Below are 15,034 nucleotides of genomic sequence, written 5' to 3'. Positions count from 1 at the left end.
CCGGGGCGCCACTGTCCGGGGAAAGGCACCCGTCCGGCGCAGGCGGCTACGCCTCCTCCAGCCGGAAGCCGACCTTCAGCCCCACCTGGTAGTGGCCGATCTCGCCGTTCTCGATGTGTCCGCGCACCTGCGTGATCTCGAACCAGTCCAGCTCGCGCAGGGTGCGCGAGGCACGCTGAATGCCGTTGCGGATCGCGGCGTCCACCCCGTCGGGGGAGGAGCCCACGATCTCGGTGACGCGGTAGGTGTGCTCGGACATGACCGGTCCTTTCGTCAGGTGCCCCCCGAATCGGTTCAGCGATGGGTCCAGTGATGGGTTCAGCGGCGGGTCAGTGATGGAAGGCCGTCGCCACGTTCTCCGGCCGGTTCAGCGGGTGCGGCTGGCGGCGCAGTTCGGGCAGCAGCCGGCGCAGGTCCTGGATGAGCAGGTGCGCCAGGTCCGAGGAGAAGCCGTTGCGGCAGACGAACCGCAGGACGGCCAGGTCCTGCCGGTTGGCGGGATAGGTGTACGCGGGCACCAGCCAGCCGTGCTCGCGCAGCCGCCGGGAGATGTCGAACACGTCGAAGGCCGTCACGTGCGGCGCGGTGGTGACCGCGAACACCGGCAGCTGGTCCCCCCGGCTGATCAGGCGGAAGTCCTCCTGGCCGGCGAAGAAGTCGGCGAGCTGGCCCGCCACGTCCCGGCTGGCCTGCTGCACCGCGCGGTAGCCGTCCTTGCCCAGCCGCAGGAAGGTGTAGTACTGCGCGACCACCTGGGCGCCGGGCCGGGAGAAGTTCAACGCGAAGGTCGGCATGTCGCCGCCCAGGTAGTTCACCCGGAAGACCAGCTCCTCCGGCAGCGCCTCGGTGTCGCGCCACAGCGCCCAGCCCACGCCCGGGTAGACCAGGCCGTACTTGTGGCCGGAGGTGTTGATCGAGGCCACCCGCGGCAGCCGGAAGTCCCACACCAGGTCCGGGTCGAGGAAGGGCGCGATCATCCCGCCGGAGGCGGCGTCCACGTGCACCGGGATGTGCACGCCGGTGCGTTCCTCGTACGCGTCCAGCGCCGCGCAGATCTCCGCGACCGGCTCGTAGGACCCGTCGAAGGTCGAGCCGAGGATCGCCACCACGCCGATGGTGTTCTCGTCGCACAGCGCCAGCGCCGCCTCGGCGTCCAGGTGCAGCCGGTCGCCGCTCATCGGCGCCAGCCGCGGCTCGACCTCCCAGAACGCGCAGAACTTCTCCCAGCACACCTGCACGTTGGCGCCCATCACCAGATTCGGCCGGGCGGTGGCCGGGTAGCCCGGGGTGCGCCGGGACCAGCGGCGCTTGAGCGCCATGCCGGCCAGCATGCACGCCTCGGAGGAGCCGGTGGTCGAACAGCCCACGACGGAGTCCGGGTCGGGCGCGTTCCACAGGTCGGCCAGCATCGCCACGCAGCGCCGCTCCAGCTCGGCGGTGCGCGGGTACTCGTCCTTGTCGATCATGTTCTTGTCGGCGCACTCCGCCATCAGGACACTGGCCTGCGGCTCCATCCAGGTGGTGACGAAGGTCGCCAGATTCAGCCGGGCGTTGCCGTCGAGCATCAGCTCGTCGTGCACGAGCTGGTACGCCGCCGAGGGCGCCATCGGCCCGTCCGGCAGCCGGTGCTGGGGCGGAGCGGCGGTCATGCCGCCGACCGGGTCGGCCTCCCCGTAGAACGGGTTCACGGCCACCTTGCGCTCCGTGCCCGACCCCTTGTGCAGCGACATTCCGTTCCGTCCTCTCCCGCCTGGCTTCCCGCTCGGCTTCCGCCGGCCGCACCGGCAGTGCGCCGTCCCGCTGGTCCTGCCCACCCGATCCGGGGTGTACGCCCCCGCGCTCACGCCGGCGCGCGGGCGCCGCTCACGCCCGCGCCAGGATCACCGCGGTGCCGTACGCGCAGACCTCGGTGCCCACGTCGGCCGCGTCCGTGACGTCGAAGCGCATCATGAGCACCGCGTTGGCGCCGCGCGCCCGGGCCTGGTCGACCAGGCGCTCCATGGCCTGGTTGCGGGTCTGCACCAGCGTCTTGGTCAGGCCCTTGAGCTCGCCGCCGATCATGGACTTCAGGCCCGCGCCGATCTGGCTGCCCAGGTGCCGGGAGCGCACGGTCAGGCCGAACACCTCGCCGATCACCCGCTCCACCCGGAAGCCCGGCGCGTCGTTGGTGGTGACGACCAGGACGTCCGCGCCCTGCGCCTGGCCGCCGCCGAAATCGTCGATGCTCATGTCCGCAGCCTGCCCGGGCCCGGGCCGGGGCGCACCCGTGACTACTCCAGTCGCGCGTGCCCCTGCGGCGCCGGGCAGATCCGGGTGCCCGTGTGGTCGAAGACGTACAGGTGCGCCAGGTCCACCAGCAGCGGGACCCGGTCGCCGCGCCGTACCCGGATGTCCGGGCCGGTCCGCACCACCAGGTCGCCGGTCTGCATCGCCGGCCCGTCCTGGCGGTCGGCCACCGGGAGGTTCGCCTGGTCGGTGTCGTGCGCGGCGCCGTTCGCCCCGCCGTGGCCGTTCACCCCGTTCTGACCGTTCGCGCCTGCCGCGCCGTGCGGTGCCGCGTGCGCGCCCGACGAGCCGCCTGAGGACTCGCGGTCCATCACCGTCGCCTGGATCCGCCGGGCCGCCTTCTGGGCCAGCTTGCCGAGCCCGCCCGAACCGTTCGCCGGCCGCTTGGTGCCCGGCCGGGTGTCCGCGACCGTCGGCCGGGGCGCCTCCAGCTCCGGCACCACCGCCGGGCGCGACCCGGTGTTGAGGTGCACCAGCGACTCGTGCCCCTGGTACTCCACGTGCTCCACGATTCCGCTGAGCACCACCTCGCCCGGCTGCGCCTGGCTGGGCTGGGCGATCCGTACCGCCTCCGAGCGCAGGCCCACGATGATCCGGCGGCCCTGCTGGATGCGCAGCAGCTGGTGGTCACGGCTCAGCGGCTCCGGGAGCCCGAGCCGCTGCCGCCCGAAGTCGATCCACATCCCGCCGCTGAGCGGGGCCAGCACGGTGGCCTGGAGGAGGTTGATCCGCGGGGTGCCGACGAAGGCCGCCACGAACACGTTCTCCGGCAGGTGATACGCCTCACGCGGGGTGGAGACCTGCTGGAGCACCCCGCTGCGCATGATCGCCACCCGGTCGCCCAGCGACATCGCCTCGGCCTGGTCGTGCGTGACGTACACCGTGGTCACGCCCATGCCGCGGGTCAGCCGGGCTATCTCGGCCCGCAGGTGCGCGCGCAGCTTGGCGTCGAGGTTGGACAGCGGCTCGTCCATCAGGAACACCGACGGGTGCCGGGAGATCGCCCGCCCCATCGCCACCCGCTGCCGCTCGCCGCCGGAGAGCTGCCCCGGGTAGCGGTCCAGGATCTCCTCGATGCCCAGGATCCGCGCCGTCTCGTCCACCCGCGGCCCGTGCTCCGCGCCGGGCATCTCGAAGCGCAGCGGGAAGCCGATGTTCTCCCGGCTGGTCATGCTCGGATACAGGGCGAAGTTCTGGAAGACCATGGCCATCTTGCGGTCGCCGGGGGCCAGGTCGTTGGAGTATTCGCCGTCCAGCAGCAGTTCGCCGGTCGTGATGTCCTCAAGACCGGCGATCATGCGGAGCACGGTGGACTTCCCGCACCCCGAAGGGCCGAGCAGCACCAGGAACTCCCCAGGAGCGATGTCGAGCGAGAACCTGTCCACGGCCGGCTGCGGCTGCTTCGGGTAGTACTTGGACACTTCGTGCAGTGTGATGGCGCGAGTCATAACGGGAGCCGCCAGGTTGGTCGGACATGGTGACGGGGCACGTGGGGGGAGCTCCGGGGTCGTACGGGGCGTGCGGGGGGCGAAAAAGGGGGCTGCTGGTGGGGTGAACGGGACATGAAGACGCTGCTGGGGGAGAGGGTGACGGAATACGTGCGGTGCCGCGCGGGTGACGCTGCGGAGAAGGTAGTCCACTCCTTGCAGGTTGCGGAACGTTTGTGTCAACAACGCATTGATACTTTTGGACCGTGACGAACCTCGCGCTGGGCCCGAGCTGGCTCAACCCGGATCATCTGATCAACACGTACGGTCTGTGGGGCGTCCTGCTCGTCGTCTTCGCCGAGTCGGGGCTGCTGATCGGCTTCTTCCTGCCCGGCGACTCCCTGCTGTTCACGACCGGTCTGCTGGTGGCCTCCGGCACCCTGCACCGGCCGCTGGCACTGGTGGCCGTCTCCATCGCGGTGGCCGCGGTGGCCGGGGAGCAGGTCGGCTACCTGTTCGGGCGCAAGGTCGGCCCCTCCCTGTTCCGGCGGCCGAATTCCCGGCTGTTCAAGGCGGAGAACGTGGAGAAGGCGCACGCCTTCTTCGAGCACCACGGGCCCAAGGCGATCGTCATGGCGTGCTTCGTGCCGGTGGTCCGTACCTTCACCCCGATCGTCGCCGGGGTCAGCCGGATGAGCTACCGCACCTTCGCCACGTACAACGTGCTGGGCGGCACCCTGTGGGGCGCCGGCGTCACCGTGCTCGGCTACTGGCTGGGCCAGATCGACTTCGTGCACAAGAACATCGAGGCCATGCTCGTCCTGGTGGTGCTGATCTCGGTGCTGCCGCTGGTCGTCGAGTACCTGCGCTCCCGCCGCAAGGGCGAAGCCGCCGCCTCCGCCGAGCGGCCCGCCACCGACCACGACGCGATGTCCAACCCCATGGGCAATGCCCCCCGCCCCGGCGGCGGCCGGCACCGGGCCCAGAAGCGCTGATCCCTTGAGCACGCACGACTCCGCCGCGATACCCGACGGCCCGGACCCCCGCAACGGCGGCGGCCCGGCCCGCCGTAACGATTCCGCGGGCGGAGCGGTCGGTCCGGCCGGCCCGGGCGACCGGGACGCGGCGCGGGAGCGCATGCGCTCGGCGTTCACCCCGCCGGAGGGCATACCCCTGGTCGTCCTGCCGCCGGAGGACGCGCGCTGGCAGGACCGGATGCGGGCCATGATCCGGCTGCCGGCCACCGAACGGCCCGCCCCGGCCGGACGCGGCGAGGGCACCCCCGCGCTGTCCGCGCCGCGCGTCCTCGACCTCACCCTGCGCATCGGCGACCTGCTGCTGTCCGGCGGCGAGGGCGCCGAGGACGTGGAGGCCGCGATGCTCGGCGTCGCCTACGCCTACGGCCTGGCCCGCGTCGAGCCCAACGTCACCTTCACCCTGCTGGGCATCTCCTACCAGCCGTCGCTGACCGAACCGCCGCTGACCATGAGCCGTACCGTCCGCCGGCGCGGCACCGACTACACCCGGCTCGCGGCCGTCTTCCAGCTCGTCGACTCGATCACCGAGCACGAGACCACGCTCGAGGACGCGTACCGACGGCTCGCCGACATCCGGCGCAACCGGCACCCGTACAACTCCTGGGTGCTCACCGGCGCCGCCGGCCTGCTCGCGGGCGGCGCCAGCACCCTGGTCGGCGGCAACCCGGTGATCTTCCTGGCCGCGGCCCTCGCCGCCATGCTCGGCGACCGCCTGGCCTGGCTGTGCGCCGGGCGCGGACTGCCCGAGTTCTACCAGTTCGCCGTCGCCGCGATGCCGGCCGCCGCCATGGGCGTGCTCATCGACCGGTACGCGCACTGGATCCCCGGCGCCACCGGAGTGCAGTCCTCCGCCGTGATCACCGGTGGCCTGTTCGCCCTGCTGCCCGGCCGCGCCCTCGTCGCCGCCGTCCAGGACGGCCTGACCGGCTTCTACATCACCGCCTCGGCCCGCCTGCTCGAAGTGGTCTACCTCATCGTCGGCATCGTCATCGGCGTCACCCTCATCCTCTACGCCGGCCTCGCCCTCGGCGCCCAGCTCAACCCCGACCAGGCGCTGCGCACCTACGACCACCCCTGGGTCCAGCTTCTCGCCTCCATGGCGCTGACCCTGGCCTTCGCCGTCCTCCTCCAGTGCGAACGCGCCGTCCTTCCGCTCGCCACCCTCAACGGCGGCGTCGCCTGGACCGTCTACGGCGTCCTGCACCAGCAGGCCCACGGCAACCAGGTCGCCTCCACCGCCGCCGCGGCCGGCCTCGTCGGCCTCTTCGGCCAGCTCATGGCCCGCTACCGCTACGTGTCCGTCCTCCCCTACGTCACCGCCGCCATCGGCCCGCTCCTCCCGGGTTCCGCCGTCTACTTCGGGCTCCTCGCCCTCACCCAGCACCACACCTCGCAGGGCGCGACCCAGCTCACGAAGGCGGCCGCCCTCGCGATGGCCATCGCGATCGGCGTCAACCTCGGCAATGAGGTCGCGCGTCTCGCGCTGAGGGCACCCGGTCCGCCCGGGCCACGGCGTGCGGCGAAACGTACCCGCGGCTTCTAGCGGGCGGCTCCTCCGGGGTGCGGGTCGTTTTCCGCCCGGAGGGGTTGTTGCTGTCGTGCCCGGACCTTCTGTCCGTGCGTGGCTGATCGCGCAGTTCCCCGCGCCCCTGATGGTTGCCGCCCGCGGCAGGGGCGCCCCGAAGGGGCGCGGGGTCCCCCAGACTCCGTCCGGGGGTGCCCCCGGCGCGAGAAACCCATCACCGGGCCGAAGGCCGGGAGACCAGCGCAACCACCCCTCCCGGGCGGAAAAGGGACCCGCACGCGCGGCGAACCGCGCTCAGGAGCCGGCGAGGGCCGTGGCCAGCCGGTCGAGGGCCGACTGCGCGGCTGAAGGGTCAGGCGCCCCCTGCGTCATGAAAGAAAAGGCGAGGAGCCGGCCCTCGGGGGTGACCGTGGTGCCGGCGATCGTATTCGTACCGGTGAGGGTGCCGGTTTTGGCGTGGACGACGCCGGCGCCGGGGGTGGCGCGGAAGCGGGAGGAGAGCGTGCCGGTGAAGCCGGCGACGGGCAGGCCCGTGAGGACCGGGCGGAGCTCGGGGTGGTCGGGGGCGGCGGCCAGGGCGAGGACGCGGGCCAGGATCTGGGGGGAGAGGCGGTCGCGGTGGTCGAGGCCGCTGCCGTCGGTGAAGACGGCGCCGGTGAGGGGGACGCCGTACCGGCCGAGGACCCGCCGTACCGCCTGGGCGCCGCCGGCGAACGTGGCCGGGAGGCCCAGCGCGCGGGCCGTCTGCCGGACCAGGGCCTCGGCCAGGTCGTTGTCGCTGTTGGTGAGCATGCGCTCGACCAGGTCGGACAGTGCGGCCGACTGCTGGGTCGCGAGGACGGTGCCGCCCTTGCCGCTGCCGGGCTCCGGCTCGTCCCGCACGGTGACGCCGTGGCCGGCCAGCAGGCTCGCGAAGGACGCGGCCGCGGAGGCCGCCGGGTCCTGGGCACGGGGGGCCGGGCCGCTCGAGCTGTTGTCGAGCCGGCCCTCGTCCGCCATGAGGGCGGTCACCGGCGCGAGGTTGTCGTTGTAGCCGATGGTGTGGAGCGCGGGTGCGCCGAACCACGAGGTGTCGTAGGTCAGGGTGACCGTACGCGTGCCGCCGGACTTGAGGGCGGCGGCGGTGTCGGCGGCGAGCTGCGTCAGGTCCAGCGTGGGGTCGCCGCCGCCCACCAGGACGATCCGGCCGGGACCGGTGGAGACCACGGAGGTGGTCAGCCGGTGGTCGGGGCCGAGCACGCCGAGCGCGGCGACCGCGGTGGCGAGCTTGGTGGTGGAGGCCGGGGTGGTGGCGGTGGCCGGATCGTGCCCGTACAGCAGCCGGCCGCCGGCCACGTCGATCACCGCGCCGGTGGTCAACGGGCCGAGGCCCGGGGCCGACATCAGCGGATTCAGGCGGGGGGCGAGCGGTGGGGCGGTGCCGGTGCCGCCGGCCGACGCCGGGACCAGCACCGGCGCGGCGGCCCGCGCGGGCGGCAGCGCCCAGGCCGCGGGACCGGCGCCGTGCCCCGGGGCCGCGTGGGCGCCGCCCGCCGGGCGGTCCAGCCGCCGGTCCCGGGCGGCGGCGTACGCCCGCTCGGCCGTACGCTGTCCTGACTCCCACGGACCGGCGGTGGCCACCGCCCCGACGGCCACCGCCAGACCTATCGCGGCCGACCCCGCGACGATCGGCCACGTCCTGCCCACGGGCACCGGCAACCAGCCCCTTTCGCAACCACTCGTGTGCGTGGGAGACACTTAATCACCCGCAGTACGCGCTGATCATGGAGGAGTAGGGCCTTGGAGTTCGACGTCACGATCGAGATCCCTAAGGGTTCGCGGAACAAGTACGAGGTGGACCACGAAACCGGGCGGATCCGGCTGGACCGCAGGCTCTTCACCTCGACCAGCTACCCGGCCGACTACGGCTTCGTCGAGAACACCCTCGGCGAGGACGGCGACCCCCTGGACGCCCTGGTCCTCCTCGACGAGCCCACCTTCCCGGGCTGCCTCATCACCTGCCGCGCGATCGGCATGTTCCGCATGACCGACGAGGCCGGCGGCGACGACAAGGTCCTCTGCGTGCCCGCCTCCGACCCCCGCGTGGAGCACCTGCGCGACATCCACCACGTCTCCGAGTTCGACCGCCTCGAGATCCAGCACTTCTTCGAGGTCTACAAGGACCTCGAGCCCGGCAAGTCCGTCGAGGGCGCCGACTGGGTCGGCCGCGCCGAAGCCGAGGCCGAGATCGAGGAGAGCTTCCGCCGCCTCAAGGAGCGCGGCTCTCACTGATCCCCCCGGGCTCGCCCTCCCCGCCTCCGCCCCGCCCTCCCGGCTTGGACCCGCCCAACTCGTCCTTCGCCGGGCGGGCGGGGCGTTTCCTTTGCGGACCTTGGTGGGGTTCCGGCGGCTCGTTCCGGCCGTTCCGGCCGGTGGTCCGGACACGACAGCAACTGCCCCTTCGGGCCGGTGACGACCCGCGCCATGGAATGGGGCTGGTCGCGCAGTTCCCCGCGCCCCTGGGTATCCCCGGCGAGCCCCGCGTCCCAGCCGCGGCCGCCAAAGCACTGCCCGAGCAAAATCCCAGCCCGCCAGGCGTTCGAGGGCAGAGGGATGCACGACCCGCACCAAAACTGAGCCCGCCCGGCGATTGAGGGCAGAGGGATGCACGACCCGCACCAAAACTGAGCCCGCCAGGCGTTTGAGGGCAGAGGGATGCACGACCCGTACCAAAACTGAGCCCGCCCGGCGATTGAGGGCGCAAAGCCCAAGCCGGGAAGAGGGCGAGGCAGCGGGCGGAGGGGAGGCGTAATCGAGGTGGAACCCCCAAAGCGGGAGCGGCACCGTACCGTGAAAGCATGACGAGCATCGGTGGAACCGACATGGTCGACTGGAACCTCGCCGTGGCGACCGCGCAGCGGCTGACCCGGCCCGGCCCGGAGGTGAGCCGGGACGAGGCACGCGCGATCGTCGCCGAGCTGCGCCGGCACGCGCAGGACTCCGAGGGGCACGTCAGGTCGTACACGAAGATGTACGGCGACGCCGAGCCGAGCCCGCACGGCACCCCGGTGCTGATCGTGGACCGCCCCGGCTGGGTGAAGGCGAACGTCGCCGGCTTCCGGGAGATCCTGAAGCCGCTGCTCGGCAAGATGCAGGCCCGCCGCCCGGGCGGCCCCGGCGGCGCGGTGCTGGGCACCGTCGGCGGCAAGGTCACCGGCGTCGAGGTCGGCATGCTGCTGAGCTTCCTGTCCTCGCGGGTGCTGGGCCAGTACGAGACCTTCGCCCCGCCGACCCGCGACATGCCGGCCGGCCCGGTCAAGCCCGGCCCCGGCGAGTCCAAGGCGGGCCGGCTGCTCCTGGTCGCCCCCAACATCGTGCACGTGGAGCGCGAGCTCGACGTGGACCCGCACGACTTCCGGCTGTGGGTGTGCCTGCACGAGGAGACCCACCGCACCCAGTTCTCCGCGGTGCCCTGGCTGCGGGACCACATCGAGGGCGAGATCCAGACCTTCCTCGGCGAGACCGACCTGGACGCCTCGACGGTGATCGAGCGGTTCCGCGAGGCCGTGCAGTCCTTCACCGGCTCCGGCCGGGACGCCGGCGACGGCGACGAGGACGGCCGCAGCCTGGTGGACCTGGTGCAGACCCCCACCCAGCGCGAGGTGCTGGGCCGGCTGACCGCGGTGATGTCGCTGCTGGAGGGGCACGCCGACTACGTGATGGACGGCGTCGGGCCCGACGTCGTACCGACCGTCGCCGAGATCCGGGAGAAGTTCACCCAGCGCCGGGCCAGCGGCGCCGGGCGGCTCGACCAGGCGCTGCGCCGGCTGCTGGGCCTGGACGCCAAGCTGCGCCAGTACCGCGACGGCGAGCGTTTCGTGCGGGCCGTGGTCGACGAGGCCGGCATGGACGGCTTCAACCGGGTGTGGACCTCGCCCAACACCCTGCCCACCAAGGCCGAGATCGCCAAACCCGCGGACTGGATCGCGCGGGTGCACAGCCGCGGCGACGGGTGACCTCAACACCCACCCGGTTCACCCGTCCGAGGGACCGCTGCGCGGGGTGACGCGTGCGATGCTCGGGTAAGGCGCGGGCTTCTGTCACCATCTGAACACCCTGCGTCATCGCCCCGAGCCCAGCGCAGCACCCGCAGCACCCACGATTCCGCCAGGAGGGAACCGGACATGGGACCCCACCCCACGGTCGCGGCGATACGTCTGGCCGTCCGCCGCGTCCTGCACGACGTGCTCACCACGTCCGCCGACCCGCACCCGCTGGTGCTCGCCGCGTGCAGCGGCGGCGCCGACTCCATGGCGCTGGCCGCCGCGCTCGCCTTCGAGGCCCCCCGGCTCGGCGTGCGGGCCGGCGCGGTCACCGTCGACCACGGCCTGCAGGCCGGCTCCGACGTCCGGGCCCGCGAGGTCGCCGACCGGCTGTGCGCGCTCGGCCTGGACCCGGTCGACGCGGTCGGTGTCACCGTCGGCCGCCAGGGCGGCCCCGAGGCCGCCGCCCGCGACGCGCGGTACGCCGCGCTGGACGCCACCGCCGAGCGCCGCGGCGCCGCCGCCGTCCTGCTCGGCCACACCAGGGACGATCAGGCAGAAACGGTGCTGCTGGGCCTGGCCCGCGGCTCCGGCATCCGTTCGCTGTCCGGGATGGCCGCCGTCTCCGGCGTCGGCGGCCGCTACCGCCGCCCCTTCCTGCTGCTGGACCGCGACACCGTACGCCGGGGCTGCCTGGCCCAGGGGATCACCGTCTGGGAGGACCCGCACAACCACGACCCGGCGTACACCCGCTCCCGGGTCCGCCACGAGGCGCTGCCGGTGCTGGAGAAGTCGCTCGGCAAGGGCGTGGTCGAGGCGCTGGCCCGTACCGCGCAGCTATCCCGGGACGACGCCGACGCGCTGGACCAGTGGGCCGCCGACGCCCAGGGCGAGGCCGCCTGCGAGGACGGCAGCCTGGACGTGGCCCGGCTGCACACCCTGCCGCCCGCGGTGCGCCGCCGGGTGATCCGGCGGGCCGCGGTCGCCGCCGGCTCCCCGCCGGGCTTCCTGTTCGCCCGGCACATCGAGGAGGTGGACCGGCTGGTCACCGGCTGGCGCGGGCAGAAGGCCATCAACCTGCCCGGGGGCGTCGCCGCCTTGAGGTCGAATGGCAGACTGTTCTTCACGCCGTCGTAGACCTTGAGGATGTACCGCGCAGTGAACGAGATCGACATGGGTGCCGAGCTGGAGAAGGTGCTCATCACCAAGGCAGAGATCGACGCGAAGCTGCTGGAGCTGGCCGCCGAGATCGACCGGGACTACGCGGGCAAGGACCTGCTGATCGTGGGTGTGCTGAAGGGCGCCGTGATGGTGATGGCCGACCTGGCCCGCGCCCTGTCCTCGCGTGTCACCATGGACTGGATGGCGGTGTCCTCCTACGGAGCCGGTACCAAGTCCTCCGGAGTGGTCCGCATCCTCAAGGACCTGGACACCGACATCGCCGGCCGGGACGTCCTCATCGTCGAGGACATCATCGACTCCGGGCTGACGCTGTCCTGGCTGATCAGCAACCTGGGCTCGCGCGGCCCGGCCTCGCTGGAGGTGTGCACGCTGCTGCGCAAGCCGGAGGCGGCCAAGGTGGAGATCGACGTCAAGTACACCGGTTTCGACATCCCCAACGAGTTCGTGGTCGGCTACGGCCTGGACTACGCGGAGAAGTACCGCAACCTGCCGTTCGTGGGCACCCTTGCCCCGCACGTCTACGGCGGCTGAGGCCGGGGGGAACCCTTCCCGGTTTCCCGGCGTTGGAGCAGGGGAAAGCGGGTTTGTTAACGGTCTGCGGCAACCTCGGGTGACAATGCTGGGGTACGGTCCGAAGGTCGGGTCAATACACCGGATGCACGCGCGGCCGACCGGACGCGGTGCCTCACAGTGGCAGGAGGGACGGGGCGTGATCGCCCCGCATGGATGGACGTGAAGCGCTATTTCCGTGGGCCAGTCATGTGGATCGTGCTGGCTGTCCTCGCCGTGGTCGTGTTGATGCAGGTCGTCGGGTCCGGCGGCGGCTACAAGACGGTTGACACCGGCGTGGTCATCAATGCGATCGAGACCAACAAGGCCGACAACGCCCAGCTCACCACAGGCGACGACAACTCCGTCAAGGTGCAGCTCAAGGACGGCATCAAGATCGAGGGCAGCAGCAAGATCCGCGCGTCCTACATCGGCGATCAGCAGGGCTCCAACATCGCCACGACGCTGCAGAACATCGAGAACGGCAAGGTTCCGGGCGTCTCCCTCCCCGGTCACTACACCGTCTCGCAGTCCAAGCAGAACGCCTTCGTCGGCATCCTGCTGTCGCTGCTGCCGTTCGTCCTGATCGTCGTGGTCTTCCTCTTCCTGATGAACCAGATGCAGGGCGGCGGTTCGCGCGTCATGCAGTTCGGGAAGTCCAAGGCCAAGCTGATCACCAAGGACACCCCCAAGACCACCTTCGCCGACGTGGCCGGCTGCGACGAGGCGGTGGAGGAGCTCCAGGAGATCAAGGAGTTCCTGCAGGAGCCCGCCAAGTTCCAGGCCGTCGGCGCCAAGATCCCCAAGGGCGTGCTGCTCTACGGCCGCCCCGGCACCGGCAAGACCCTGCTGGCCCGGGCCGTGGCCGGCGAGGCGGGCGTGCCGTTCTACTCGATCTCCGGCTCGGACTTCGTCGAGATGTTCGTCGGCGTCGGCGCCAGCCGGGTCCGCGACCTGTTCGAGCAGGCCAAGGCGAACGCCCCGGCGATCGTCTTCGTGGACGAGATCGACGCCGTCGGCCGGCACCGCGGCGCGGGCCTCGGTGGCGGTCACGACGAGCGTGAGCAGACCCTCAACCAGCTGCTGGTCGAGATGGACGGCTTCGACGTCAAGGGCGGTGTGATCCTGATCGCGGCCACCAACCGGCCCGACATCCTGGACCCGGCGCTGCTGCGTCCGGGCCGCTTCGACCGGCAGATCGCGGTGGACCCGCCGGACCTCCAGGGCCGCCTGGAGATCCTGAAGGTGCACCAGAAGGGCAAGCCGATCGCCCCGGACGTCGACCTGATGGCCGTCGCCCGCCGCACCCCCGGCTTCACCGGCGCCGACCTGAGCAACGTGCTCAACGAGGCCGCCCTGCTGACCGCCCGCAGCGACGGGAAGCTGATCGACAACGGCACGCTGGACGAGGCCATCGACCGCGTGGTGGCCGGTCCGCAGAAGCGCACCCGGATCATGTCGGACAAGGAGAAGAAGATCACCGCGTACCACGAGGGCGGGCACGCCCTGGTCGCGGCGGCCTCGCCGAGTTCCGACCCGGTCCACAAGGTGACGATCCTCTCCCGCGGCCGCGCCCTGGGCTACACCATGGTGCTGCCCGACGAGGACAAGTACTCCACCACGCGCAACGAGATGCTCGACCAGCTCGCGTACATGATGGGCGGCCGGGCCGCGGAGGAGCTCGTCTTCCACGATCCGACCACCGGCGCCTCCAACGACATCGAGAAGGCCACCGCGACCGCCCGCTCCATGGTCACGCAGTACGGCATGACCGAGCGGCTGGGCGCGATCAAGTTCGGCTCCGACCAGTCCGAGCCGTTCCTGGGCCGTGAGATGGGTCACCAGCGCGACTACTCCGAGGAGGTCGCCGGGCTGGTCGACGAGGAGGTCAAGAAGCTCATCGAGACGGCGCACAACGAGGCCTGGGAGATCCTGGTCGAGAACCGCGACGTCCTGGACAACCTCGTGCTGGCGCTGCTGGAGAAGGAGACGCTGAACAAGCAGGAGATCGCCGAGATCTTCGCGCCTGTCGTCAAGCGTCCGCCGCGTCCGGCCTGGACGGGCTCCGCCCGGCGGGCCCCCTCCACCCGGCCGCCGGTGCTCTCGCCGAAGGAGCTGGCGCTGACCAACGGCTCCCAGCCCGCCAACGGCAGTGCCCGTCCCACGGTCTCCACCACCAAGCCCGGTGCCGAGCCGGTGGAACTGCCCGAGGACGGTCGGGGAGAGAGCTGAATCACCCGAAACATCGCAGGTCCGGGCGATACCGGAATGCAGTTCGCGGCCCCAGGGTTCTAGCCTTGGGGCCGCGGTCGTGCAAGGGACCGTGCGCTTGCACAGCAGGAGGACGAGACAGCCATGACCGATCCCGTGACGCTCATCGGTGACGGACCCGCCGGCGAGTTCGACGAAAAGCGAGCCGAGGCCGCGATCCGTGAGCTGCTCTACGCGGTCGGGGAGGACCCGGACCGGGAGGGCCTGCGGGAGACCCCGGCGCGGGTCGCCCGCGCGTACCGGGAGATATTCTCCGGGCTGTGGCAGTCCCCCGAGGACGTCCTGACCACCACCTTCGACCTCGGCCACGACGAGATGGTGCTGGTGAAGGACATCGAGGTGATGTCGTCCTGCGAGCACCACCTGGTGCCCTTCGTCGGTGTGGCGCATGTCGGCTACATCCCGGCCGTCTCCGGCAAGATCACCGGGCTGTCCAAGCTGGCCCGCCTGGTCGACGTCTACGCCCGCCGCCCGCAGGTGCAGGAGCGGCTGACCACGCAGATCGCCGACGCCCTGATGCGGATCCTCGAGCCGCGCGGCGTGATCGTCGTCGTGGAGTGCGAGCACATGTGCATGACCATGCGCGGAGTGCGCAAGCAGGGCGCCAAGACCATCACCTCGGCCGTCCGCGGGCAGCTCCGCGACCCCGCCACCCGGGCCGAGGCGATGAGCCTGATCATCGGCCGCTCCTGAGGCCGTAACCGCTCCTGAGGCCACCGCGGCCCGGCGGCGTAA

At 71.8% G+C, this 15,034-nt stretch carries 13 protein-coding genes; 8 read left to right on the top strand and 5 right to left on the bottom strand.

Annotated elements, in window-relative coordinates; all coding sequences use genetic code 11:
- Window positions 1-46 precede the first annotated feature (46 nt).
- The 4 genes from ITX44_RS11875 to ITX44_RS11860 form a co-directional block, all read right to left on the bottom strand.
- Complete coding sequence (locus ITX44_RS11875) at window positions 47-259, bottom strand: dodecin (RefSeq protein ID WP_205357079.1); 213 nt, start codon at window positions 257-259, stop codon at window positions 47-49.
- A gap of 70 nt (window positions 260-329) precedes the next feature.
- Window positions 330-1,730 carry a glutamate decarboxylase gene (gene gad / locus ITX44_RS11870; RefSeq protein ID WP_205357078.1) on the bottom strand — a complete coding sequence of 467 codons (1,401 nt, stop codon included), beginning with the start codon at window positions 1,728-1,730 and terminating at the stop codon, window positions 330-332.
- A 133-nt stretch (window positions 1,731-1,863) separates the two neighbouring features.
- On the bottom strand, window positions 1,864-2,229 hold the full coding sequence (locus ITX44_RS11865; RefSeq protein ID WP_205357077.1) for a YbjQ family protein: 366 nt from the start codon (window positions 2,227-2,229) through the stop codon (window positions 1,864-1,866).
- Window positions 2,230-2,270: 41 nt separating this feature from the next.
- Entirely contained in the window at window positions 2,271-3,734 is a 1,464-nt protein-coding gene (locus tag ITX44_RS11860) for an ABC transporter ATP-binding protein (RefSeq protein WP_205357076.1), read from the bottom strand.
- A 245-nt stretch (window positions 3,735-3,979) separates the two neighbouring features.
- Here ITX44_RS11860 and ITX44_RS11855 point away from each other — a divergent pair, with 245 nt between their 5' ends.
- Together ITX44_RS11855 and ITX44_RS11850 are read left to right on the top strand one after the other, a co-directional pair.
- Window positions 3,980-4,708, top strand: coding sequence for a DedA family protein (locus tag ITX44_RS11855; RefSeq protein WP_205357075.1), 729 nt, complete (start codon window positions 3,980-3,982; stop codon window positions 4,706-4,708).
- Complete coding sequence (locus ITX44_RS11850; protein ID WP_205357074.1) at window positions 4,662-6,293, top strand: threonine/serine exporter family protein; 1,632 nt, start codon at window positions 4,662-4,664, stop codon at window positions 6,291-6,293. The genes ITX44_RS11855 and ITX44_RS11850 overlap by 47 nt, the downstream gene beginning before the upstream one ends.
- Before the next feature lie 276 nt (window positions 6,294-6,569).
- Here the strand turns inward: ITX44_RS11850 and dacB are convergent, their stop codons facing one another.
- A complete protein-coding gene (gene dacB / locus ITX44_RS11845; protein WP_205357073.1) occupies window positions 6,570-7,967 on the bottom strand; it encodes a D-alanyl-D-alanine carboxypeptidase/D-alanyl-D-alanine endopeptidase in 1,398 nt (465 codons plus the stop codon).
- A gap of 87 nt (window positions 7,968-8,054) precedes the next feature.
- On the opposite strand from dacB, the gene ITX44_RS11840 reads away from it, so the two are divergent.
- The 6 genes from ITX44_RS11840 to folE all read left to right on the top strand — a co-directional run bounded on the left by ITX44_RS11840 (window position 8,055) and on the right by folE (window position 14,992).
- Window positions 8,055-8,546 (top strand): inorganic diphosphatase, encoded by a 492-nt coding sequence (locus ITX44_RS11840; RefSeq protein WP_205357072.1) that lies wholly within the window; start codon window positions 8,055-8,057, stop codon window positions 8,544-8,546.
- 566 nt (window positions 8,547-9,112) lie between these two features.
- Window positions 9,113-10,270: an Rv3626c family coenzyme F420 biosynthesis-associated protein gene (locus ITX44_RS11835; RefSeq protein ID WP_205357071.1), complete on the top strand. Its 1,158-nt coding sequence runs from the start codon at window positions 9,113-9,115 to the stop codon at window positions 10,268-10,270.
- 168 nt (window positions 10,271-10,438) lie between these two features.
- Window positions 10,439-11,434, top strand: a complete 996-nt coding sequence (gene tilS / locus ITX44_RS11830; protein WP_205357070.1) for a tRNA lysidine(34) synthetase TilS — start codon at window positions 10,439-10,441, stop codon at window positions 11,432-11,434.
- 21 nt (window positions 11,435-11,455) lie between these two features.
- Window positions 11,456-12,010: a hypoxanthine phosphoribosyltransferase gene (gene hpt / locus ITX44_RS11825; RefSeq protein ID WP_307795234.1), complete on the top strand. Its 555-nt coding sequence runs from the start codon at window positions 11,456-11,458 to the stop codon at window positions 12,008-12,010.
- Between the two features lie 195 nt (window positions 12,011-12,205).
- Complete coding sequence (gene ftsH, locus ITX44_RS11820) at window positions 12,206-14,260, top strand: ATP-dependent zinc metalloprotease FtsH (RefSeq protein ID WP_205357069.1); 2,055 nt, start codon at window positions 12,206-12,208, stop codon at window positions 14,258-14,260.
- Window positions 14,261-14,383: 123 nt separating this feature from the next.
- Entirely contained in the window at window positions 14,384-14,992 is a 609-nt protein-coding gene (gene folE / locus ITX44_RS11815; RefSeq protein WP_205357068.1) for a GTP cyclohydrolase I FolE, read from the top strand.
- Window positions 14,993-15,034 lie beyond the last annotated feature (42 nt).

The organism is Actinacidiphila acididurans (genome assembly GCF_016918855.1).
Classification (GTDB): domain Bacteria; phylum Actinomycetota; class Actinomycetes; order Streptomycetales; family Streptomycetaceae; genus Actinacidiphila; species Actinacidiphila acididurans.
Note: the sequence above shows the minus strand (reverse complement) of the source record. Positions and strands in the feature narration are given on the sequence as shown.

Excerpts from the sequence above, each read along its gene's own strand:
- ITX44_RS11875 (WP_205357079.1), bottom strand. The coding sequence starts at position 259 with ATGTCCGAGCACACCTACCGCGTCACCGAGATCGTGGGCTCCTCCCCC.
- gad (WP_205357078.1), bottom strand. The coding sequence starts at position 1,730 with ATGTCGCTGCACAAGGGGTCGGGCACGGAGCGCAAGGTGGCCGTGAAC.
- ITX44_RS11865 (WP_205357077.1), bottom strand. The coding sequence starts at position 2,229 with ATGAGCATCGACGATTTCGGCGGCGGCCAGGCGCAGGGCGCGGACGTC.
- ITX44_RS11860 (WP_205357076.1), bottom strand. The coding sequence starts at position 3,734 with ATGACTCGCGCCATCACACTGCACGAAGTGTCCAAGTACTACCCGAAG.
- ITX44_RS11850 (WP_205357074.1), top strand. The coding sequence starts at position 4,662 with ATGCCCCCCGCCCCGGCGGCGGCCGGCACCGGGCCCAGAAGCGCTGAT.
- ITX44_RS11835 (WP_205357071.1), top strand. The coding sequence starts at position 9,113 with ATGACGAGCATCGGTGGAACCGACATGGTCGACTGGAACCTCGCCGTG.
- tilS (WP_205357070.1), top strand. The coding sequence starts at position 10,439 with ATGGGACCCCACCCCACGGTCGCGGCGATACGTCTGGCCGTCCGCCGC.
- ftsH (WP_205357069.1), top strand. The coding sequence starts at position 12,206 with ATGGACGTGAAGCGCTATTTCCGTGGGCCAGTCATGTGGATCGTGCTG.
- folE (WP_205357068.1), top strand. The coding sequence starts at position 14,384 with ATGACCGATCCCGTGACGCTCATCGGTGACGGACCCGCCGGCGAGTTC.